This is a genomic window from Rahnella sp. GSA61A (genome assembly GCF_019969905.1).
Taxonomy (GTDB): domain Bacteria; phylum Pseudomonadota; class Gammaproteobacteria; order Enterobacterales; family Enterobacteriaceae; genus Rahnella; species Rahnella aceris.
Map to the genome: position 1 here is coordinate 380,337 of NZ_JAHXYO010000001.1, position 23,337 is coordinate 403,673.

At 50.3% G+C, this 23,337-nt stretch carries 20 protein-coding genes and 3 tRNA genes; 11 read left to right on the plus strand and 12 right to left on the minus strand.

Annotation, left to right across the window (positions count from 1 at the left end):
- Window positions 1-150 precede the first annotated feature (150 nt).
- From LC431_RS01645 to LC431_RS01685, 8 genes are all read right to left on the minus strand, one after another.
- On the minus strand, window positions 151-312 hold the full coding sequence (locus tag LC431_RS01645) for a DUF1328 domain-containing protein (RefSeq protein WP_013577105.1): 162 nt from the start codon (window positions 310-312) through the stop codon (window positions 151-153).
- Between the two features lie 318 nt (window positions 313-630).
- A complete protein-coding gene (gene osmY / locus LC431_RS01650) occupies window positions 631-1,224 on the minus strand; it encodes a molecular chaperone OsmY (RefSeq protein WP_013577106.1) in 594 nt (197 codons plus the stop codon).
- A gap of 423 nt (window positions 1,225-1,647) precedes the next feature.
- Window positions 1,648-4,203, minus strand: coding sequence for a glycosyl hydrolase family 18 protein (locus LC431_RS01660; protein ID WP_305080290.1), 2,556 nt, complete (start codon window positions 4,201-4,203; stop codon window positions 1,648-1,650).
- 412 nt (window positions 4,204-4,615) lie between these two features.
- Complete coding sequence (prfC, locus tag LC431_RS01665; RefSeq protein ID WP_013577108.1) at window positions 4,616-6,205, minus strand: peptide chain release factor 3; 1,590 nt, start codon at window positions 6,203-6,205, stop codon at window positions 4,616-4,618.
- Between the two features lie 164 nt (window positions 6,206-6,369).
- On the minus strand, window positions 6,370-7,629 hold the full coding sequence (locus LC431_RS01670) for a type II toxin-antitoxin system HipA family toxin (protein ID WP_013577109.1): 1,260 nt from the start codon (window positions 7,627-7,629) through the stop codon (window positions 6,370-6,372).
- Window positions 7,630-7,631: 2 nt separating this feature from the next.
- Window positions 7,632-7,955: a helix-turn-helix domain-containing protein gene (locus LC431_RS01675; protein WP_013577110.1), complete on the minus strand. Its 324-nt coding sequence runs from the start codon at window positions 7,953-7,955 to the stop codon at window positions 7,632-7,634.
- 231 nt (window positions 7,956-8,186) lie between these two features.
- Window positions 8,187-8,630, minus strand: a complete 444-nt coding sequence (rimI, locus tag LC431_RS01680; protein WP_013577111.1) for a ribosomal protein S18-alanine N-acetyltransferase — start codon at window positions 8,628-8,630, stop codon at window positions 8,187-8,189.
- Window positions 8,599-9,012, minus strand: a complete 414-nt coding sequence (locus LC431_RS01685; RefSeq protein WP_112197260.1) for a DNA polymerase III subunit psi — start codon at window positions 9,010-9,012, stop codon at window positions 8,599-8,601. Before LC431_RS01685 ends, rimI begins: the two co-directional genes overlap by 32 nt.
- A 139-nt stretch (window positions 9,013-9,151) precedes the next feature.
- Here LC431_RS01685 and rsmC point away from each other — a divergent pair, with 139 nt between their 5' ends.
- The gene (rsmC, locus tag LC431_RS01690; RefSeq protein ID WP_013577113.1) at window positions 9,152-10,198 is read left to right on the plus strand and encodes a 16S rRNA (guanine(1207)-N(2))-methyltransferase RsmC; all 1,047 of its coding nucleotides are present in this window, start codon (window positions 9,152-9,154) and stop codon (window positions 10,196-10,198) included.
- A 4-nt stretch (window positions 10,199-10,202) separates the two neighbouring features.
- Here the strand turns inward: rsmC and LC431_RS01695 are convergent, their stop codons facing one another.
- Complete coding sequence (locus LC431_RS01695; protein ID WP_013577114.1) at window positions 10,203-11,195, minus strand: aldo/keto reductase; 993 nt, start codon at window positions 11,193-11,195, stop codon at window positions 10,203-10,205.
- Window positions 11,196-11,320: 125 nt separating this feature from the next.
- Here LC431_RS01695 and LC431_RS01700 point away from each other — a divergent pair, with 125 nt between their 5' ends.
- The 4 genes from LC431_RS01700 (at window position 11,321) to LC431_RS01715 (ending at window position 12,794) form a co-directional block, all read left to right on the plus strand.
- Window positions 11,321-12,259: a LysR family transcriptional regulator gene (locus LC431_RS01700; RefSeq protein ID WP_013577115.1), complete on the plus strand. Its 939-nt coding sequence runs from the start codon at window positions 11,321-11,323 to the stop codon at window positions 12,257-12,259.
- 194 nt (window positions 12,260-12,453) lie between these two features.
- Window positions 12,454-12,539, plus strand: a tRNA-Leu gene (locus LC431_RS01705).
- A 36-nt stretch (window positions 12,540-12,575) separates the two neighbouring features.
- Window positions 12,576-12,661 (plus strand) — tRNA-Leu (locus LC431_RS01710).
- A 46-nt stretch (window positions 12,662-12,707) separates the two neighbouring features.
- Window positions 12,708-12,794 (plus strand) — tRNA-Leu (locus LC431_RS01715).
- Between the two features lie 115 nt (window positions 12,795-12,909).
- Here the strand turns inward: LC431_RS01715 and LC431_RS01720 are convergent.
- The gene (locus tag LC431_RS01720) at window positions 12,910-13,194 is read right to left on the minus strand and encodes a DUF1435 domain-containing protein (protein ID WP_013577116.1); all 285 of its coding nucleotides are present in this window, start codon (window positions 13,192-13,194) and stop codon (window positions 12,910-12,912) included.
- Between the two features lie 302 nt (window positions 13,195-13,496).
- Between LC431_RS01720 and LC431_RS01725 the strand changes: the two genes are divergently transcribed.
- Both LC431_RS01725 and rhaT read left to right on the plus strand, forming a co-directional pair.
- Window positions 13,497-14,591, plus strand: a complete 1,095-nt coding sequence (locus LC431_RS01725) for a GGDEF domain-containing protein (protein WP_131638944.1) — start codon at window positions 13,497-13,499, stop codon at window positions 14,589-14,591.
- 600 nt (window positions 14,592-15,191) lie between these two features.
- Window positions 15,192-16,226, plus strand: a complete 1,035-nt coding sequence (gene rhaT, locus LC431_RS01730; protein ID WP_013577118.1) for an L-rhamnose/proton symporter RhaT — start codon at window positions 15,192-15,194, stop codon at window positions 16,224-16,226.
- Between the two features lie 28 nt (window positions 16,227-16,254).
- Here the strand turns inward: rhaT and rhaR are convergent, their stop codons facing one another.
- Both rhaR and rhaS read right to left on the minus strand, forming a co-directional pair.
- Window positions 16,255-17,127, minus strand: coding sequence for an HTH-type transcriptional activator RhaR (rhaR, locus tag LC431_RS01735; protein WP_013577119.1), 873 nt, complete (start codon window positions 17,125-17,127; stop codon window positions 16,255-16,257).
- Between the two features lie 83 nt (window positions 17,128-17,210).
- Entirely contained in the window at window positions 17,211-18,038 is an 828-nt protein-coding gene (gene rhaS, locus LC431_RS01740) for an HTH-type transcriptional activator RhaS (RefSeq protein ID WP_013577120.1), read from the minus strand.
- Between the two features lie 340 nt (window positions 18,039-18,378).
- Here rhaS and rhaB point away from each other — a divergent pair, with 340 nt between their 5' ends.
- The 4 genes from rhaB to fucO all read left to right on the plus strand — a co-directional run bounded on the left by rhaB (window position 18,379) and on the right by fucO (window position 23,278).
- Entirely contained in the window at window positions 18,379-19,863 is a 1,485-nt protein-coding gene (gene rhaB, locus LC431_RS01745; protein WP_013577121.1) for a rhamnulokinase, read from the plus strand.
- Complete coding sequence (locus LC431_RS01750) at window positions 19,860-21,116, plus strand: L-rhamnose isomerase (RefSeq protein WP_013577122.1); 1,257 nt, start codon at window positions 19,860-19,862, stop codon at window positions 21,114-21,116. The genes rhaB and LC431_RS01750 overlap by 4 nt, the downstream gene beginning before the upstream one ends.
- A 52-nt stretch (window positions 21,117-21,168) precedes the next feature.
- Window positions 21,169-21,993: a rhamnulose-1-phosphate aldolase gene (rhaD, locus tag LC431_RS01755; RefSeq protein WP_013577123.1), complete on the plus strand. Its 825-nt coding sequence runs from the start codon at window positions 21,169-21,171 to the stop codon at window positions 21,991-21,993.
- Between the two features lie 136 nt (window positions 21,994-22,129).
- A complete protein-coding gene (gene fucO / locus LC431_RS01760) occupies window positions 22,130-23,278 on the plus strand; it encodes a lactaldehyde reductase (RefSeq protein WP_112198611.1) in 1,149 nt (382 codons plus the stop codon).
- The last annotated feature ends 59 nt before the right edge of the window (window positions 23,279-23,337 follow it).

The window sequence follows — 23,337 nt, forward strand, 5'->3', positions numbered from 1 at the left end:
CCTGCTTTGCGTAGATTTCTTGCCAAAATCGGGCGACAAAATCGTTACGTCCTGTTAACGGCCAGATTGTACACATAAAAGAATCGCCCCCTTCAGTGAAGGGGGCGATGTCATTAATTAACACATTTTGGCATCACTGGAATGATGCGGTCAGAGTCGTTTACGACCGGTAAACAGGCTGACAAGAAACAGAATGATACCGACTACGAAGACGATTTTTGCAGCCCAGGCCGCTGTACCCGCCAAACCACCAAAACCGAGAGCCGCCGCGATCAACGCGATGATTAGAAAAATAATGCCCCAACGAAACATAAGCTTCTCCTTTACCCTATTTTCACTTTGCCATTTTAAAAGGTTGTGCCCCGCTTCGGGCCGGACTCATTGTGAAACATTTGCCTTATGACGCTTTATCAACCGGCAGCATGCCGGTAACAAAAAATGCTTACCTAATAAAGGTAGTCGAAAAATGAAAGTCTTAGCGTTTCCGACACAATATTTTTCCGACCGCAGGCAAATCTCGTCCAACACAAATCTTCAGCGGGCAACGTAAATGTAATTATGTGTTATTCAAAAAATGAAGCGCCCTGCCCGTGGGAAGGCGCTTCGTACAACAGACAGAGCACGTGATCGTTACGGTGCGACTTTCAGGTCATTTTTGACGCTTTTCACGCCATCAACGGTTTTCGCAACGCTTTCAGCACGGTCAGACTGTGCCTGATCTTTCACTGCGCCTGAGAGCTGTACCACGCCGTCGGTCGTTTCGACTTTCACGTTACGTGACGGGACAATGTCATCCGCCAGCAATTTGGCTTTTACAGAAGCCGTGGTCGCGCTGTCACCGGCATAGGCTTTAACGCTTTGATCTTTGCTGTCTTTGGTATGCAGTTTGTCGCTGACGGATTTAACACCTTCAACTTTGGTTGCCGCAGCAACAGCCTGCTCGGCTTCAGCCTGCGAACCGACAAAACCACTCAGCGTAACAACACCGGAATTCGTCGTGACGGAAATATCGCTACTTTTAATGGCTTTATCATCTACCAGAGCACTTTTCACTTTCGCGGTGATAGCGCTGTCGCCCATGTAGTTATCAACTTTCTTCATGGAACTATCGATTTTTGCACCTGCGCTATCTGTAGTCGTCGTTGCTGCCAGAGCGCTACCGCTCATCAGTGCGGTACCCAGAACTACGGCCATCATTGAATAGGCAAATTTAGAATTTTTCATCGATTTCTTCCTTTTGGTTTATGAGCCTTGTTGCGACTCTGCACGCCACATTCTTGGTGACGCCTTATAACAAATTGTATTGCTGCTGTTTTTACTTCCGTTGTAGCAGAGTACATCGTTTTATTCTGGCTTTTAATCGCCATTCGATATAACTCTCTATTGAGTGACTTTAAAGCAGTGCTTTAAGCCACCCTGTCCTGAACACACATTTAATATAGTCAAGAATGTTCAGATTAGTAGGGAGATCGTCGAATATGGCCTCTAATGCAGACAAGTCCGAAGGTTTACGCCAAAATTTGCGCAAAATATCGGCATATTGATAACAAAGCGTAAGATCCGGAAGGGTATCAGATAAAAAAATGGCTCCCTTTACAGGAGCCATTGGAAAATTATTGCGTTATAAATCAGTCTTCGGTGGTGAAATTACTGTTTATCCCACGCATCCTGCCAGTTAGTGCCGGTCGCAGGAGCATACGCCCAGGCCGCCTGACTACACCAACCGGAGTATGGGAAAGGCTTACATTGATAGATGCCACCATCACTGCCTAATACCCGGGTTCCCGCGACGTATTTCTCACTACTTTGCGGATAAACATACTCATAATCCCCTGCCGCTGTTTTGGCTTTCACCAGAATCGTGGTCGTTGCGGTATCGGTTAAACCGGTGTTATCGGTCACGGTCACGTCAACAGTAAAGCGCGTATCAACTGTTACTTGTGGTGCATTGATCACTTCAGTGTTGGATGCTGCCCCCTGAGCCGGTGCGACTGGCAATCCAGCCGGATTAGTCCACTGATAATGTAAATCAGCAGCCTGCGTATCCGGATCTGTCACTTTTGCTGTCAGCGTCAGCGATTCACCTGAAGTCACGGTATACGTGGATTCAAGGGTAACGGACGGTGCAACAGGCTTAGATGCATCAATCACATTCACGCTGGTTTGCGCTGTGGTGCTGCCTTCGCCGTCACTCACGGTCAGCGAGAAGGTATACACCGCATTGGTCACCGGTTGCGCCACGCTGAATGTCGCTTTTGCCGCGTCGCTGTTTTGCAGCGTCACTGCTGGCCCGGAAACTTGCTTCCACTGATACGTCAGGGTGTCGCCTTCTTTATCGGTGCTGGCTGAACCGTCAAGCGTGATAACAGCGGTTCCATTAACCTGCTGAGCAATACCGGCATTAGCGACCGGCGGCGTATTGGTTTCTACCGGTGCCGGTGAACCGCTGGTGATTGGCGCAAAGATTTCGCTGTAAGCGTACATCGGAGCCTGTTCCGGCGTCATACCACTGTGTTCCGCAGAAACTTGCCCTGAAACACCCGGCTGATCACGCGCCACAGACCACGCACCGATCATACCCAGGCCATAATCTTTTGCCTGCTGATAAACCAGACGCGCATCGGAAAGATAGAACACTTCTCCCTGCACATCGTTATAGCCAATCATCGGCGTTGTCCCCAGCATGGCGTAAACCTGTGCGGCGCGCTTCTCAGGGTATAAACCTTTCACCTGAGTGAACAGATTATCGATGGCAGAAGTGGCACATTTACCGTGAATATTCTGACCTTCAGTGTTGGCTGACTGACATTGTACGTTGCCGTAATCCATCGCCATCACGTTAATCCCGGTCAGCACGACGCCCTGATCTTTGGCATCCTGCAACACTTCCATCCCTTCATGGGTTAAACCGGTTGGCAGAACAGGCAGGGTATACCAGACACCGATGTGACGGCCTTCGGCAGCCCAGCGATCCTGTACTAATTTGACGGCGGCATTGCGGCGCTGAATAGATTCTTTATCAGCCAGCCAGTTTCCTTCGATATCGAAGTCAAGCACCTGCAGGTTCAGGTTTTCGACAATGTCATAATAATGCTGTTGCAGATCATTCACGTTATTACAGGCTGCGGCCAGAGGCGCATTGTTCGCGCCGCCGATCGACACCATGATATCGCCGCCTGCTTCACGCAATGCTTTGATTTTGCTGTATTGCGCGTAGTTGGTAACACTGTAAGCGGTGCCCCACGTCGGTACACAGGTGTTAGCATCTTTAGCGACCATAAAGGCCATGGTGAAGTGGTTAACGTTCTGGTTTTTCGCCAGACCGACAAGGTCAGGCTGCATATTTAAGGTGAAATCGACATAAGGCGCATAGAACTGAGCAGGCCACGGATTTTTCGGCGTACCCACGCGCTCTTTCGTGCCGCTCCAGTCCATATACACAGCCCACGGTGAAACATCGTCAGGTTTAACTTTCTGAACTATTACAGAAGACTGATAATTTTTGCCGTTATATTTCACTAATGAATTAGCAGGATATAAGGTATCGATATTCAGCGTTGGCGCGTTATCAATTTGATCCTGAGAGTAGATTTGAACCGGACCTAGAGGTTTCCACGGATGGCCATTATTTCCGTCCGGGTTCTGATTAGCCGTCAGCGACGGATCATTATTAATGGTGTAAAACAGAGCTTCATACATAACTCCGTCTTTCTGAACTTTATCGCCCTGATTATAGGTTGCACTGCTGCTCCAGACCGGCGTCGGTGCATACACTACCCACGGGTTATTTTCTGCTGGTGCGAAACTGTGAGCCGGCGTTGGTTTAGACGTTTTGTATGTCATGCCATTTGCCAGAACAATATCACCGGCTAAATAATCACGGCTGCTGTCATAATCGACATAATTATTCTGCGTGCCGTCACCGGCAATCTCACAAACGGTCGGGTTGCCATATTGGCTCATTTCAGTCGCAGATGCGTCGCGCACCTTACGCCAAGGGTTGGCACCTTGATCTTGTTCCGCTGTGCCCGGGCAGTTTGTCGCACCGACCCACCAGGCATTTGAGTAAACACTGCCGTCAAAGATGACTTCAAAGGTGTCACCCCCTTCCTGTCCGTTCCAGGCTTCAAGGGCAAAAGCGCTGGCTGAAGCCATCGTCAAACCGGCAACACAGAGCATCTGTGTGATTTTATTCATTCTCATAACTACATTCCTTATATATATATCATTGCCATGGCGGGATATTCATAGAATACATATATGTTTCGCGAGAAAACCTATTGTAATTCCTGTGAAATTAAGACTTTTGTTACTATTTCATAAACAAAAAATATTAATTACCCCCAAAACATATTAAATAAATATGAGGTAACTTATTCACCGCACATAATGGCATATCTATTAAGGAATGGACTCATCTAAACATAACTAATCGCACTAATAATTAAAATTAAGACTATTTAATAATTCAGGTATATTTTTCATCAAAAGGCATACAAATATATAATAAGTACTCTGCCTTAACAAAATAAATTAATATATGTTTTATTAATACAAAATTAAGAAACAATAAAAAAGGCGACATCAAAGTCGCCTTTTCAGAAACAGGAATGAATTAATGTTCGCGTGTTTTACGGAATTTCACTTCAGGATAACGTTCTGAAGCCAGATTCAGGTTCACCATAGTGGGTGCGATATATGCTAAGTTATCGCCGCCATCCAGCGCGAGGTTGGTTTCGTTCTTGCGTTTAAATTCTTCGAATTTCTTCACGTCGCTACACTCCACCCAGCGGGCGGTCGAGACATTCACCGATTCGTAAATCGCTTCCACGTTGTATTCGCTTTTCAGACGCGCCACGACCACTTCAAACTGCAGCACGCCGACCGCTCCGACAATCAAATCGTTGTTGGCGATTGGGCGGAAGACCTGTACCGCGCCTTCTTCTGAAAGCTGTACCAGCCCTTTCAGCAACTGTTTCTGTTTCAGCGGGTCACGCAGGCGGATACGGCGGAACAGTTCAGGGGCAAAGTTAGGAATGCCAGTGAACTTCATGTTCTCACCCTGAGTAAAGGTGTCGCCAATCTGAATTGTGCCGTGGTTGTGCAGACCGATGATGTCGCCCGGATAGGCTTCTTCAACGTGTGAACGGTCACCGGCCATAAAGGTCAGGGCATCGGAAATCACGACGTCTTTACCCGTACGCACCTGACGCAGCTTCATGCCTTTTTCATATTTGCCGGATACCACACGCATAAACGCCACGCGGTCACGGTGTTTCGGGTCCATGTTGGCCTGAATTTTAAACACGAAACCTGTGAATTTCTCATCATCAGCTTTCACTTCGCGCAGGTCAGTTTTACGTGGCATCGGCGCAGGAGCCCAGTCCACCAGACCATCAAGCATATGGTCGACACCAAAGTTACCGAGCGCGGTACCGAAGAATACCGGCGTCAGCTCACCTTGCAGGAAAGCTTCGTGATCGAATTCATGTGATGCACCCTGCACCAGTTCCAGTTCGTCACGAAGTTGCGCAGCCAGATCTTCGCCGACGGCAACATCCAGCTCCGGATTGTTCAGGCCTTTGACCACGCGAACTTCCTGGATGGTGTGACCTTTACCGGTCTGATACAGATACACTTCGTCTTTATAAAGGTGGTAAACCCCTTTGAACAATTTACCGCAGCCGATCGGCCAGGTAATCGGAGAACAAGCGATCTTCAGCTCGCGCTCCACTTCGTCCATTACTTCCATCGGATCGCGGATATCGCGGTCGAGTTTGTTCATAAAAGTCAGGATCGGCGTATCGCGCAGACGGGTCACTTCCATCAGCTTACGGGTACGATCCTCGACACCTTTTGCGGCGTCGATAACCATCAGACAGCAGTCAACGGCAGTCAGGGTACGGTAGGTATCTTCGGAGAAGTCTTCGTGCCCCGGGGTGTCGAGCAGATTAACCAGACACTGTTTGTACGGGAACTGCATCACGGACGTGGTGATGGAAATACCACGTTGTTTTTCCATTTCCATCCAGTCGGATTTGGCGTGATGGCTGGAGCCACGGCCTTTTACAGTCCCGGCTGTTTGAATGGCCTGTCCGAATAACAGAACCTTTTCGGTAATGGTCGTTTTACCGGCATCGGGGTGAGAGATGATGGCAAATGTGCGGCGCTTAGCCACTTCAAGGGCGTATTCACTTGGAGACATGTTTTTCACGTTTCTGCGGTTGGTCCGCCCTGCATAGGATTCACATCACGTCAGAAGGTGACGTCAGGCAAAGCGGTAATAAAAGTTATAGCCGGCTATTTTCACTGATTTAGACGGGATGGGCAATCAATGGTTTTTTTGTGTGGTGTGACTAAGAGAGCGCTTTAGAAACGGAAGTCGGTTGAAAGTGCGGCCCAGTGTTCTTGCAGAACTATTTTATGTTCTTCAAGCATCGGTAACTCCGTAAGCAAATCTGGCCAGCATTTACGCGCAATTTCAATGGCTTCATCAAGATGCACTTCAACGGCAGACCATGGTACACCAATTCTTTCAGCCCAGCGCTTGAAGGTCTGCATATTAATCACACTCCATCGTTTTTCTTTTGCCATATTCAAAGCCACACCATCTTCCCTCTTAACATAGGGTTTGGTAGAAACAATGTCATAGGCAGGTGAAAGGACAGCGTCCACTCGATTGGGGTAGATCACCGTCCAGTTTTTTAGATGGGCATCCCCATTCGCCACTAAAATGTTCGCCAACATCCGGCGCGCCATCTGCTGAATATCGATGATTCCTCCTGCACCGACTCTATAAAGAGCACGACCAATATCGTCGTAGCTATAGCCCTTATATTTATTCCGCGCATAAACCTGAAAAATCTGTGCAAAATCCTCAGTATGCACGCGCCCTTCGTCCGTGCGGTCAAAGCGACGAATCGCGTAAGCATAAGGCTCATCAGGTAAAGGGATATCAGGTAAATTGACCAAATTTCGGAGCTCGACAAGCTTAATCTCAGGGATATTGACACCGATTACCTGCGCTAATTTCATCGCACTAAATTCATTCTCAGGCACTGCACGATGTGCCGTTGACGGAGTTTTGATAATCCAACTGTCTCCCCCGACAGCCGTACTCACGTTGAAACGGCCATCTTGTCGTAATGCAGAGAACTTCATCTGAACACCTGCCAGAGAAAATTTGTCGGTGCTATGCAAAACATCAATTTGAACGGCTTCCAGTTTGTCGCCACGAGATGTCAGCGCCCAGCCAGGTATTTCGCCCCCCTTAAGTGGCACGGCGGTTATCCCACCGGGCAGGTTATTACCGGCATAGGCCAGTAATGGGAACTCATCGTCATGATGGACTTTCAACGTCAACGCCATCCATTCTCGCAATGCGCCTTCTGACAACAAATTTGAAAGAACCGGGGGAAGCTTGTGAAAACTGATAAGCGGCTTATTGAGATATTCTGCCCGCACTTTTTGCGTCAATGTAAAAACGGGACGCTGACTGATGGGTAGTTCAAGATACTCCGGGGCAAAAGATAGGATATTTCGGCTGCCCGCATAATGTGCTAAAACCCCTACACACTGCTCATCAAGATACAGTGCTAAAGCCTCGACTGACTCCACCAGCTTCTCCATGTTTACTCCTTTAAATCACTTAAGATGTCATCCCAATCATTGTTAAGACTCTCTGGCTCCGGCTCAGATGGGCGGTTACCGTTACTAATTGTCGAATCAAGCAGCTCTTTAATCTCTTGTACACGCTGACGCGGCACCAACATGAGTTCCAGCTCCATGCCTTCCAGGATCCTCAGTAACGTTGAAAGACGGGGATCCGCACCCGCTTCAATTTTCTGATACTGCTGCTGAGTCATACCCGTTCTCATACGCATATCTTGTTGGCTCAGCCCTAACTGCCGGCGCCTTTGTTTTAATAAGGTCGGCAATTCATTGAGAGTTCTCATTAGCTATCTCCTGACAGACTACTTACAACAAAATAGCTGTTTTTCGGGTTATTTAACAACACATTAATTGTAATAATTAAAATTTACACTTAATTTGCTGTAAATAATCCTAATTACAACTCTTTAACTGTAAATATAATGAATTACACCTTTTTAATTGTAATTTTGGCGGAATACAACTAATTGGATGTAAATAGTATAAATTACAGTAAATGAGATGTTGTTACGGTATCACCCCAGCGGCAGCGCCATCATGATGGCATCTTCGCGGCCTTGTGCGGCGGGATAGTAATTACGGCGAATGGAAAGTTCATTAAAACCGAGACTTTCATAGAGCGCGATCGCTTTGGCGTTGGAGGCACGAACTTCAAGCCATAATGTAAAAACATCTTTCTGTTCAAGTTGTTGTATCACTTCTTCCAGCAACGTACGGCCTAAGCCCTGACGCTGAAAAGCCGGATCGATAGCGATATTAAACAGTGTGGCTTCGTCGAGAACAATTTGAGTGATCGCAAAACCAGCCATCACTTCGCCCTGCATGATTTTGAGATTCAGATAGCGTTCGCCCTGATTGCTGGCAAGCGTATTTTCAGTCCACGGAAAGGCATGGCTGGCTTGTTCGATGGCGAATGCGCGGGGAAGATCAGCGGGCGTCAGGATAGAAATGTTGTTCATTTTCACAGATCTGCTGCCAGAGCGCGCGTTTGGCGCCGGCGTCTTGATAGAGTGCGGCCAGGGCCGGACTGGAGAGCTGCGGGCCAGTGAGAGTCAGCGGTTCGCTTACCCCCAGTCGCCAGATATTGCAGCGGGTATCTTCAGGTAACATAGTGACCTGTTCAGGCGTCAGGCGGTAAACTTCTGATTCTTTTAGCGTCAGGCTGCGCAAAACATCGCTGACCAGCGGATCATCTTCTGCTGGCGGAACGGCGGCGACGATCAGCAATTTAGTTCCCGCGGGCAGACTGACTGCCACTTCGCCTTGTAATACAGCAGGCCGGCGCAGCGTCCACTGGGTAATGCCCAGCTGTTGTAATAATGTATCTCGTCTGGATGCCATGCCTGATCCCTGCCGGTTGAAGTGCGAAAAGCCCGGCTATGCTAGCAAACACATCGAACATGCGCCAATAAAGCTCGATTACTCAATCAGAGACGAAGAGTATATAATCCCGCGTTCATTCCTGAGGAGCCTCACCCTGATGTCTGCATTAACTCCGGCCAGTGAAGTCATACTGCGCCATAGCGAAGAATTTGAAGGCCGCCGCGTCCTGTTCGCCGGTGACTTACAAGACAGCCTGCCAGCTGAAATTGACGCCGAAGAAGTTCGCGTCCACACCAATATGTATCACCACTGGCAGATGCTCAGCAAAGCGCTGGGAGATAACGTTCAGTTTGGCTTAGTTGCTGATGCTGAATTCATCGCGCCGTGTGATGTGCTCGTCTATTACTGGCCAAAGAGCAAACTGGAAGCGAAATTCCAGCTGTTCAACTTACTGTCACACTTACCGGTCGGCATTGATGTGTTTGTCATCGGTGAAAACCGCAGTGGCGTTCGCAGCGGGGAAACCACGCTGGAAGGCCTGTGCGAACTGAGTAAAGTCGACAGTGCACGTCGTTGCGGTTTGTACCATGGCCGTCTGGAAAAGCAGCCTGAGTTTGATGCTGACGGCTGGTGGGATCAGTACATGGTCGAAGAAGTGACCATAAAAACCCTGCCGGGTGTATTCAGCCGTGAAGGTCTGGACAGCGGAAGTCTGTTGCTGATCAATAGTTTCGAAGAGCCGGTTAAAGGTAAAGTGCTGGATGTTGCCTGTGGTGCCGGGGTACTGGCCTCGGTACTGGCCATGTACTCGCCGAAGATGAAAATCACGCTAAGTGATGTGAGTGCGGCCGCTATCGAAGCCAGCCGCGCCACACTGGCGGCAAACGATCTGCCGGGCGAAGTCATTGCCAGCAACGTCTATTCCGACATTGCCGGGCGTTTCGATATGATCATCTCCAACCCGCCATTCCATGAAGGTCTGCAAACCAGTCTGACAGCGGCGGAGCAATTGATCCGTGGTGCGGTAAGCCATCTGAACATCGGCGGCGAACTGCGCATTGTGGCGAACGCCTTCCTGCCTTATGCCGCCCTGCTTGATGACGCCTTTGGCAGCCACGAAGTGCTGGCACAAAACGGCCGCTTCAAAGTGTACCGGGCCGTACGTGGACGTCCGCCGCGCGATCTGAAAAAGAAAAAACGTTAATCAGTCAGACGTTGAGGAAACGCATCAGTTCCGCGTTGTAGCGATCACCCGCTGCCACGCGGAAAGGAAACACTGCTTCGATCGCCGCGATTTCGGCTTCACTCAGGGAGACATCAAGCGCGGCGATGTTTTCCTCAAGATAATGACGATGTTTGGTGCCAGGGATCGGCACTATGTTATCGCTTTGCGATAATACCCACGCCAGCGCCAGTTGCGAGGGTTTCACCCCTTTCTCCTGCGCCAGTTCACTGATTTTCTCCGCCAGTTGCAGATTTTTCGCGAAGTTGTCCCCCTGAAAACGCGGGCTGTCGCGGCGGTAATCATCCAAATCCAGATCGTCCACTGAACGGATTTGTCCGGTCAGAAAACCCCGACCCAGCGGGCTGTAAGGCACAAAACCAATCCCCAGACGCTCACACGCCGGTAAAATATCGGCTTCCACATCACGTGACCAGAGCGAATATTCGGTTTGCAGCGCGGTGACCGGATGCACTTTATGCGCCCGTTCCAGAATGCTCACAGGCACTTCGCTCAGCCCGATATAACGGATCTTGCCTTCCCGCACCAGATCGGAGAGCGCGCCGATGGTTTCTTCGACCGGCACCGTCGGATCCGGACGGTGCTGATAATAGAGGTCGATAACGTCGGTCCCCAGACGCTTCAGGCTGCCTTCTACCGATTTGCGGACATAGTCCGGATGGCCGTTTGTACCCCGCACCTGCGGATGGGACGGATCACGCACAATACCGAATTTGGTGGCTAAAAAAACCTGATTGCGACGCCCTTTCAGGAAACGCCCCAGCAGTTCTTCATTGGTATGCGGGCCATACATGTCGGCGGTATCCAGCATCGTGACGCCCAGTTCCAGCGCACGCTCCAGCGTTGCCATCGATTCTTTATCATCCAGACCGGTGGTATAGAAGTCGCTCATGCCCATGCAACCCAGCCCCAGCGCTGACACCATCGGACCCTTTTTACCCAGCTGACGTTGTTTCATCGGATTTTCCTTATGACACAGAGAGGAGAAGTAACGGGATAAAGTTTGGTTGTTCTTTCAGGAAAGATAAATCAGCGAAAACGTGCAACACTGTTCATAAATCGCAAACAATCATTGAGAACAGTATGGATCAAATTCAGGCGATGAAAATCTTCATCCGCATTGCCGAACTGGAAAGTTTCAGCCGGGCTGCGGAAGATCTTAATGTGCCACGCGCCACGGTCAGTACGACCCTGAAACGTCTGGAACAGCGACTGGGTGTCCGCTTGTTTCTGCGCACGACACGGCAGGTCAAAATCACCGATGAAGGCAAAATCTATTATCAACGCTGCCTGCAATTGATCTCAGCGCTGGAAGAATCTGACGCCCTGTTTGCGCATCACAAAAACCAGCCCGCTGGCATTGTCCGCATCGACATGCCGCATTCTCTGGCACGCGTGATGGTGATCCCCGCGCTGCCGACGTTTTACCAGCGCTATCCGCAGATAACCCTGAGTGTCAGTGCCAATGACAACGCCATCAATCTGCTCGATCAGGGGGTGGATTGCGTGGTGCGTGCATGGCCTTCGGAAGATGACAATCTGCAGTCGCGCCATCTGACAGACCTGAAACAAATCACCTGCGCATCGCCGGAATATTTAGCCAAATTTGGTACGCCGCAGACACCGGAAGATCTCACCGCACATCACGCCGTGGGCTATTTTTTTGCCCATCAGCGGGCAGATTCACATCTGGAATTCGTGACAGACGGAAAGATCGAAAAGCGACAACTTGCCAGCACGCTGACCGTCAGCGGCGCCGATGCGTACGTCGCCGCCGCAAAAGCGGGTTTTGGGCTGATTCAGGCCTCGGAACTGGCGATGACGCAGGAACTGGCACAGGGCGAACTGGTGGAAGTACTGCATCAGCATCTCCCGCCGCCAATGCCGCTGTACATTATGTATCCGCCCGGCCGCTTCCTGGCCCCGAGGATCCGCGTGCTGCTGGACTGGCTTATCGCGCTGTTTTCCAGCCCTGCTGACCCGGTGTGTAAGAACCTCATTATGGGAAAAATCGTTGATTAAACCATCGATTAACCTGACGACGTTCTGAGACATTGAACCATTCACCACGAATATGCTGTTTTTTACATCAAACGTCCGAAATGGGGGAAATAACTATTGACGCCTGTGGGAAAATCTCTAGAATTCGCCCCCGTGGTTGTGTTACTTGCTGATGACATTCCGATGAATGCGTCAACACAGTAATCAATTGGAACGCGATGGTGGCGGAATTGGTAGACGCGCTAGCTTCAGGTGTTAGTGTCCTTTGGATGTGAGGGTTCGAGTCCCTCCCTTCGCACCAATACAATCACAAGATTTATATTGCACGGCACGGTACGCGATGGTGGCGGAATTGGTAGACGCGCTAGCTTCAGGTGTTAGTGTCCTTTGGATGTGAGGGTTCGAGTCCCTCCCTTCGCACCACTCCGGTGATATAAATCGAATCCAGCAGTAAGCAGAAATCATCTGTGCGAAGGTGGCGGAATTGGTAGACGCGCTAGCTTCAGGTGTTAGTGTCCTTACGGACGTGAGGGTTCAAGTCCCTCTCTTCGCACCACGTGATTCTGTTCCTCAGTTTTTCCTCCCTGCAATACTTCTTTCAGTTTCAAAAAATAGAAAAGACCCGCAGCTTTACTGTGTTTCCTGTTTTTCATCTTAAAAAAATCCTTTTACTACAACAAACTAAAATTCAACGTTACCGCAGCCAGACTTCCTGCCAGCGCCATAAATGATGGCAGCAACATATAGTGTCGCAACGTACGGTGGAACAGCATGCCCAGCGTGATCAGCATTGCAACGACTATCAGCACGCGTAACTGATCGAGCGACATATGCGTCAGGGCAAGCAGCGGCATCAGTGCGCAAGGCAATAATACGCCCCAACCGCTGGTAAGACGTTTGCCAAACATCCACACAACCGCCCAGATGCCACATGCAATGGCCATTGCTGGTATCATAACCTTGCTCCAAATGATGGTAATGAGAACTAATATCATATAGGATTTTTTCTCATTTACCACCTATTTACAGTCCCACCCTTCGTTTGGGTGACACCTGACCGCAAAAGTGTTAGTTTTGTGGCAGTTAAACCACATTAGTACAGCCTCAATTAAGACAGTCACTATAAAAACAACATTTATTGCGTTCTAATAATTACATATTAGAACTATTAGCCTTCCTGCATGGAATAATTACGCGGTATAGGGCGATAAGACACTTTATCTATTCAGAACAACACACGCTAAATAGAGTAAATTTGATGATATCTCATTCCTATGATGAGCTGCTTAAAAGCAAACATCGGCTGGCGATGTTGCTATTCTTTTTTTTAAATAGTGCAACTGCATTATTTTCTATGGCTTACCCGCCAGAGAATGCAGTCTCTACGCCATTTCCGTTGGTGCTGATTTTTGTGCTTTGTTTTTCAGGGCTGATATTTTCTTTTTTCAGTAAGAAAAATTACTCTGCCCATCTTAATATGTGTTCAGTCGCCGTCGGGCTGTTATGGGCCTGGCAAATAACCTTACGCTTTGAAGAAATCGGCCATCTGGATAAAAATTATCTTTTAGTCAGCTTGCTCAGTATATTCTTTATCAGTGCCATCGCTTTATCAGATAATTTTCTGGCTTTTTGCCTGCATGCAGTACCTTCTACTCTTTGCGTCATCTTCTTAGACGATTTCCAACATGTCGAGCGCATCTTATTTACCGTGTCATTGCCGCTGATTGGCCTGTGGCTGCATCATCTGATGCTCAAACGCAGCGATGAATTTACGCGCAGAATGGTGTCCAATCTCTACAGCGAACGGGAAAAATTCAGCGACCTGAGTATGCTCGATCCGCTGACCGGCCTTTACAACCGCCGGGGTTTGCAGAATAAGCTGGAAACGCTGTTCAATCAGGATTCAGGGCACTACGTTATGCTGCTCGATATCGACCATTTCAAAGCCTATAACGACAACTATGGCCACACGATGGGCGATCAGGCATTGGTGCGTGTCTCTGCCGCTATCCGCGATGCAGTGCGCTCGCGGGATGTGGTTGTCCGTTATGGCGGAGAAGAGTTCCTGGTACTGATGTCCAACGTTAAACAGGAACACGCGGTTCGCATGGCAGAGCGTATCCAGAATAAAGTCCTCGGGCTGAATATCCCGCATTTGTTTAATGTTGAGGTCTCCACCCACGTCACGGTAAGTGCCGGGCTGGCTGCGCTGGAGGACGGTGACTTTATTAAGACTTTAGGTAAAGCCGATGCCTCACTCTATAACGCAAAAAACAGCGGCCGTAATAAAATATTTTATGCCTGGGAAGAGACCAAGGAGATACAGCAAGCCGTGGAAGAAAAAATAGCCTGACGATGATTTATATATAGTATTAATAACAACACACTTATTGTTATTAATTTTTGCGAACAATGTTCAGCGTTTTACCGGTTCGTCATAAAGAAAGCCGTCATTCATTTTCACTGCATAATCATTCAACTTTCAGCCAGATTAATGGTTCTGGCTGAAAGTAAAGAAACTTGTTTACTATAATGAATGTTACTACTCCCTGTTACTTTTCAACTTTTTAAATCTACTTAAATATGCCTGCACACGTCCGCTTCACCACGAAATAAGCACAGATAAAAATAATCCTAAAAGACGTCTTGAGTCCATTTCCCACCCGCTATCGACCTCTTCTGCAACCACAATCCCTTTGTCTCTAAAAAGTCTCTAAAAATGTCCTAGTTTGTTGATTTAATGTAATTATTAATTCTCTTACTGGATTTGTGAACTGACTCATGTTCATCTTCCGGCGAGTGCCAGCGCTGATTTCTCTGTGGCACTGACCGGAAGGCTCCACTACCGGACACTTCTTACACTACCGCCACCCGCTGCTCATGTTTCTGAAGGATCAGTTAACAGCAGCGCTTTTGTTTATCTCATCACTCTACATAATAAAAGGTCCAGTGTATGAACAGTTCGATAGTGTTAGGGATTATCTGGCATCTGATAGGAGCAGCCAGCGCAGCTTGCTTCTATGCGCCATTCAAACAAGTTAAACATTGGTCATGGGAAACCATGTGGTCGCTTGGCGGCTTCTTTTCCTGGATCATTTTACCGTGGGCGGTCAGCTACGTGCTGTTGCCTGATTTCTGGGCCTATTATGGTTCATTCAGTTTTGCGACCCTGCTGCCCATTTTCCTGTTTGGCGCCATGTGGGGCATCGGTAACATCAACTACGGCCTGACCATGCGCTACCTCGGTATGTCGATGGGGATTGGCATCGCCATCGGCATTACCCTGATTATCGGGACGCTGATGACGCCTGTTTTACAGGGCAAAATTGGCATGCTGTTTGGCACAACAGGTGGCCAGCTTACCCTGCTCGGCGTATTTGTTGCGGTCATCGGTGTGGCAATTGTCAGCTATGCGGGTTTCCTGAAAGAAAAAGCATTGGGCATTAAAGCTGAAGAGTTCAATCTGCGAAAAGGGCTGATTCTGGCTGTAATGTGCGGGATTTTCTCCGCAGGGATGTCTTTCGCCATGAGCGCTGCGGTGCCAATGCACGAAGCAGCACGCGAACTCGGGATTGATCCGTTGTACGTCGCCCTGCCAAGTTATGTGGTGATTATGGGCGGCGGTGCAGTCGTTAACCTCGGTTTCTGCTTTATCCGCCTGGCAACACGTAAAACAATCTCTTTGCGCGCCGATATGTCGGTAGCGAAATCCCTGCTGCTCACCAATGCGGTCTTTTCCATTATTGGCGGCGTGATGTGGTATCTGCAGTTCTTCTTCTACGCCTGGGGCCATGCCAGCATCCCTGCAGAATATGATTACATGAGCTGGATGCTGCATATGAGTTTCTACGTATTGTGCGGAGGCATCGTCGGTCTGGTGCTGAAAGAATGGCTCGGGGTAGGCAAAAAACCAGTACGCGTTCTTTGTATCGGTGCGCTGGTGATTATTCTGGCGGCGAATATTGTCGGTCTGGGTATGGCACTGTAAGCGTTACGTTTCTCAACGACAGCAGAACTTATTCTGCTGTCGTTGAGGATAAAAGGATTTTGCCGGTCTGCTGTGTAAAACGCTGCCGGTAGTCCCGCGGCGAAACACCACTTGCACGACTGAACACCACAGAAAAATAGTTACTGTCATCAAAGCCGCATTCAGCGGCCACGTCACTGATCGTCATGTTGCCGTAGCGCAGCAAACTCATCGCCCGGCAAAGCCTCAACTGACGTAAATAATGGGTCACGCTCATGCCGGTGTACTGCTTGAACAGCGAACGTAAAGCACGCGGATTGAGCTGATGTTGCAGACAAAACGTTTCAAGATGGAAGGGAGCGGAGATATTTGCCCGCAGAGCCATCAGCAATAGATCCAGCTGATGCGCATCCGGTAACGCGCCACTGTCCGGCCGCTGACGAAAACGCAGTAACAACAGTGCCAGTTGCATCAACAGGGCTTCACTCAGCTGGATCGAAAGCGGCTCCGATTTCATACACTCTTTAGCAAGCTCATCCACTTTATCGCGCAAAACCGCCATGCCAAGCGTACTTAAACGCCAGTAACGTTGTTCCTGGCTGACATTTTCGCCCGGTAATAATTGCGACCAGTCGGCTGCCAGCCCGAAACGCTCACGGCAAAACAGCACATTATCCAGTGCCAGTTCGTTGACTGACTCATAGCTATGCCGGTCCCGCGAATTAATATAAAACAAGTCACCACAGGTGATGGGATAAGGGATGTCGTTCCAGACATGCAGACCATTACCACGCCAGACAATGACCAGTTCATCAAAATCATGGTCATGACTCGGAAAGTCGGCCTGCGGGTGACGTTCAGCCACCACGACCGAATTCATTTTGGTCAGGAAGAAGTCATTTTTATTCAATTTCAATGACATAGATGCAATCTCAAACCCGTTTGACGACAAAATAAACGAGGCAGTTCTCAGGTAAGAATACCGGAAACCGCGAGAGGTGCCGTTTAACGCAACTGATCACGCATGAGTTTTGGCGACACCGAAAACTCCCGACGAAACTGTGTCGAGAAGTGGTTACTGTCACTGAAGCCGCAGGCATAGGCGATGTCGGTAATACTTTGATCGCTATGATGTAAACGACGGCGCGCCTCCAGCAACCTCAGTCGGTTGAGATACCGCTGTGGCGTCATGCCGGTGTAATGCTTCATCTGACGATGTAATGTTCTCAGCGCCAGCGAAAAACGTTCTGCAGCCTCGGTCCAGTTGACGTCCTCACTGTAATGCGACTGGAGCCATTGCAAAAGTTGATTGACCCTGTTTTCCGAGGTATCTCGCAATTGTGACTGGAAACAGTCCTGATAAAGCAGGATCAGCAGTTGTAAAAACAGACTTTCACGGGTCGCGATGTGTTCCATTTCAACACTGTCAGGCAACGCTGCAAGCTGGGTGATGCAGTTCAGTACCTGCTGAAGCACGCACGGACTGAGCTGCCAGTGGACCTGTGACTGATAGTGATGTTCCTGAGGAAGGAAGTGGCCGACGTCCTGAATGAACCGGAACGCCTTCGGCGAGCGGAACAGCACATTGGTCAGCCGCAGGTTATCCACATTTTCAAACAGATGATGATCGCTGGCGCGCACGAAACAGACCGTACCGGCCGTCAGTGTATAAGGGTTGTCATTGAAGATATGCACACCCGATCCGCTTTCCACCAGCATAATTTCGTGGAAATCATGGTAGTGCTCCGGGAATACATCTTGCGGAAGCCGCCGCTCAACCGTCACAGTCAGCTCAGGTGCCGCAAAATAATCATCACCTCTCAGTAACGTCATGTATCACCTCCGGTTCAAAATCCTTGTGCTTCGGGAACCAACCCTACCCTGCGCCCTGCGGTTTTGCCTTCAAACCACGGCAATAAAAGCGCCATAAACGGTCATATTTCAAAGATTCAGCCTGTCGTGATGCAGATCTGCGGCAAAGATCACAATCGCGTATTCCGGTTTACTCCGGCGCGGCAAAACCCTGTTTCAGTCAGCTTTGAACCGTTATGTGATCTGCCTCGCATCTACCTTTTTAATGCTGCCATCCCGCCAAAACCGGTGGCAATCACCGGAAGGTGTCCCTCAGGCACCTCCCCTACACTGGCCACATATTCAATAAGGAATGGCCGCTATGAGAACACACCATCTTGCCGCTATTGACCTCGGCGCTTCCAGCGGCCGGGTGATGCTGGCGACGTTTACCCGTCAGGATCCCGATCCGGCAGCGACGCTGACACTGAAAGAAATCCACCGTTTTCCTAATAACCTGATCCGCGTTGATGGCCACGATACCTGGGACCTTGATGCGCTGGAGAAACACATACTTGAAGGGCTGAATCGCCTCGACGCGTCCGGCGTTCAGCTTGACGGTATCGGGATTGATACCTGGGGAGTGGATTATGTCCTGCTTGATGCACAGGGGCAGCGGGTCGGCTTGCCGGTTGCTTATCGTGACAACCGCACGGAAGGCGTGATGGCGCGGATGGAACAGCAGTTTGGCCGCGAGAATTTGTACCAGAAAACCGGCATTCAGTTCATGCCGTTTAACACACTTTACCAGTTGCGCGCGCTGAGCGAACAACAGCCTGAAATCGTCAGTAAAGCAGCCCACATGCTGATGATCCCGGATTATTTCCTTTACCGCCTCACCGGAAAACTGAACTGGGAATACACCAACGCCAGCACCACACAGATGCTCAATCTCGCCACCGGTGACTGGGATGAAGATTTGCTGAAACTTGCAGGTGTGCCGCGCCGCTGGTTGCAAAAACCTACACAGCCGGGTAACTCCCCGGGACTGTGGAAAAGCCCTCGCGGACGCAGCGTACCGGTATTCAGCGTCGCAACGCACGATACCGCCAGCGCGGTGGTTGCCGCCCCGCTGACCAGTTCACACAGCGCCTATCTCAGTTCCGGCACCTGGTCGCTGATGGGCATTGAAAGCCCGCACGCTTTTAACCATGCCCAGGCACTCCACGACAATATCACCAACGAAGGCGGTATCGACGGCAGCTATCGGGTGTTGCGCAATATCATGGGCTTATGGCTGTTCCAGCGGGTTTGCCGCGAACTGAACATCCAGGATTTACCGTCATTAATCACGCTGGCTAAAAACGTCACGCCGTTCACTTATCTGATTAACCCGAACGAAGATCGTTTTATCAATCCCCCCTCTATGGTGGATGCCATTCGCGATGCCTGTCGTCAGGCGGGTGATCCGGTGCCAGAGTCGCCAGCTGAACTGGCGCGTTGTATTTTCGACAGCCTTGCCATGTTGTATCGCAAAATCGCCTTGCAACTTGCTGATTTACAAGGGACACCGCTGGAAGATATCCACATCGTTGGCGGCGGCAGTCAGAACCAGTTCCTGAATCAGCTTTGTGCTGATGTCTGTCAGGTCAGCGTCAGCGCAGGCCCGGTGGAAGCTTCAACGCTTGGCAATATCGGCTGCCAGCTGATGGCGTTAAACGCCGTCAAAGATACCGCTGAATTTCGTCGCATTGTTGCCACGAATTTTGAGCAACACCACTACATTCCACGTATTCACGCGGATTTCGCTATTCACTGGCGCCGTTTTCAGGCGCTCTGTCACGTCAATGAGGAACTCGCAGTATGACTTCATCTATCGATCAAGCATGGACACTTGCCAAAGAACGCTTTGCACAGTTGGGTATTGATGCCGAAGCTGCAATCAAACAACTTGATACCCTGCCCGTTTCTATCCATTGCTGGCAGGGGGATGATGTCGCTGGCTTCGAAAACCCTGAGGGCAACCTGACCGGCGGTATTCAGGCGACCGGTAATTATCCCGGCAAAGCGCGCAACGCTCAGCAGCTTCGTGCTGACTTAGAACTGGCGATCTCCATGATCCCTGGCCCTAACCGGCTGAATCTGCATGCGATTTATCTGGAGTCCGATAAGCCCGTTGCCCGTAATGAGATTGAACCTAAGCACTTCACCGGCTGGGTTGACTGGGCGAAGAAAAACAAGCTGGGTCTGGACTTCAACCCGTCTTGTTTCTCACACCCGCTGAGCGCCGACGGCTTCACGCTGTCACACGCAAACCCGGAAATTCGCCAGTTCTGGATTGAACATTGTCAGGCCAGCCGCCGTGTCTCTGCCTCATTTGGCCGCGCACTGGGCACGCCGTCAGTGATGAATATCTGGGTGCCGGATGGCATGAAAGACATCACCGTCGATCGTCTGGCACCGCGCCAGCGCCTGATGAGCGCACTTGATGAAGTGATTTCTGAGAAGTTTGATATCACCGAACACATCGATGCCGTTGAAAGCAAACTGTTCGGCATCGGTTCTGAAAGCTACACCGTCGGCTCAAACGAATTCTATCTCGGTTACGCTGCCAGCCGCGGCACTGCGCTGTGCCTCGATGCCGGCCACTTCCACCCGACTGAAGTGATCTCCGACAAAATTTCTGCTGCGATGCTGTATGTGCCGCGCCTGCTGCTGCACGTCAGCCGTCCGGTACGCTGGGACAGTGACCACGTAGTTCTGCTGGACGACGAAACGCAGGCCATCGCCAGCGAAATCGTGCGCCATGACCTGTTCAACCGCGTTCATATCGGTCTGGATTTCTTCGATGCCTCGATCAACCGCATCGCTGCCTGGGTTATCGGCACCCGCAACATGAAAAAAGCCCTGCTGAAAGCCCTGCTCGAACCGACCGATTTACTGAAAAAACTGGAAGCCGAAGGCGATTACACCGCACGTCTGGCTCTGCTGGAAGAACAAAAATCCCTGCCATGGCAGGCCGTGTGGGACATGTATTGTCAGCGTCACGATGTACCGGTTGGCGGTCAGTGGCTGGATACCGTCCGTCATTACGAAACCAGCGTGCTGGCAAAACGTTAATTGCCGCCGAACGCAACAGAAACGCATTCACCTTATTCGCAGGAAAGAACCGATGAAAACATTATTTAGCTCGTGGTTTGTGCAAGGCATGGTCAAAGCGACCACCGATATGTGGCTGAAAGGCTGGGATGAACGTAACGGCGGCAACGTCAGCATGCGCCTGTTACCGGAAGACGTCGCACCTTATAAAAATGATTTTTACGACCAGCCGCGCCAGGTTGAACTGACTCAGCATGCGCCTGATCTGGCCAACGAATACTTCATCGTGACCGGTTCCGGTAAGTTTTTCCGTAACGTGCAATTAGCCCCGTCAGAAGCGCTGACCGTTATTCAGCTTGATGACAAAGGCGCCAGCTACAAAATCCTGTGGGGTCTGACCGCCGGCGGTCTGCCAACCTCTGAACTGGCCTCACATCTGCAATCTCACGCTGTGCGTAAACGTGTCACCAACGGTCAGGATCGCGTGATCATGCATTGCCATGCGACCAACCTGATCGCACTGACGTACGTGCTTGAGCTCGACAGCGCCAAGATCACCCGCAAGTTGTGGGAATGCAGCACCGAATGTCTGGTGGTCTTCCCCGACGGCGTGGGGATTGTACCGTGGATGGTGCCGGGTACCGATGGTATCGGCGCAGCCACTTCCGACCGGATGCAACATCACAGCCTGGTGTTGTGGGCATTCCACGGTATCTTCGGTTGCGGCCCGACGCTGGATGACGCTTTTGGCCTGATCGACACTGCTGAAAAATCGGCGGAGATCCTGGTGAAAGTGATTTCTATGGGTGGAATGAAACAAACCATCCAGACCGATGAACTGATTGCGCTTGGCAAACGTTTTGACGTCACGCCTTTTGAGGCCGCACTGAAAGCCTGATCAGGCACTTTATGCTCCAGACTTCATAAATCCTGCACGGGGAACAGTGGATGTTTCCCGTAGCAGGAAATGGCAAAGACCGCGGAGCAGCGCACAACAGGACACCTATTTTACTTACTCTATAGAGGGAATTTTTATGAGTTTCATGTTGGCACTTCCTAAAATCAGCCTCCACGGTCAGGGCGCAATCGAAGATATGGTTGCGATGCTGGCGACTAAGCAACACGGCAAAGCGCTTATCGTTACCGATGGCCAGTTAATCGAACTGGGTCTGCTCGACAGTTTATTCTCCGCACTTAAACAGGCCGGACTGCCTTACGCTATTTACGGCGGCGTGGTACCCAATCCAACCTCTGCTCACGTTGATGAAGGTTTCCGTTTGTATCAGGAAAACCAGTGCGATTACCTGATCGCTTTCGGCGGCGGCAGCCCGATTGATACCGCAAAAGGCATCAAAATTCTGACCGCCAATCCGGGGCCCGCCACAATGTATTCCGGTGTCGGCAAAGTTACCAAACCGGGTGTCTTCCTGGTGGCGATTAATACCACAGCGGGCACAGCCGCAGAACTCACCAGCAATGCGGTGATCATCGACAGCCAGCGTCAGGTGAAAGAAGTGATCATCGACGCCAATCTGATCCCGGATATTGCAGTGGACGACCCGGCGGTTATGCTCAAAATCCCGGCCAGTGTCACCGCTGCTACCGGCATGGATGCGCTAACCCACGCTATCGAAGCCTATGTTTCTGTCGGCGCACATCCTCTGACCGATCCGACCGCGCTCGCCGCGATTTCAACTATCACGCAATGGCTGCCAAAAGCAGTCGATCACGGCGATGATATTGAAGCCCGCGAGAAAATGGCGCAGGGACAATATCTGGCCGGTATGGCATTTAACAGCGCAGGCTTGGGGCTGGTTCACGCACTGGCGCATCAGCCGGGCGCGACACATAATCTGCCGCACGGCGTCTGTAATGCCATCTTGCTGCCGGTTGTCGAAGAGTTTAACCGCGCCAGTGCACCTCACCGCTTTGCCGATATCGCCCGCGCGATGGGCGTACATACGCAAGGTATCAGCGAAACACAGGCCAGTATTGCGGCCATTGACGCTATCCGAAAATTGTCCACCCGCGTGGGTATTCCTTCCGGTTTCAAAGAGCTGGGGATTAAGGAAAGCGATATCGAAGGATGGCTGGATAAAGCGCTGGCTGACCCGTGCGCACCGTGCAATCCGCGCACCGCAACTCGTGAAGAAGTGCGCGAGTTGTATCTGAAAGCAATGTAGTTTTTTAAGCGCCTCCCCTGCGAAGCGGGAGAAAACAGTTGTGATTTCTTTACTCCTCC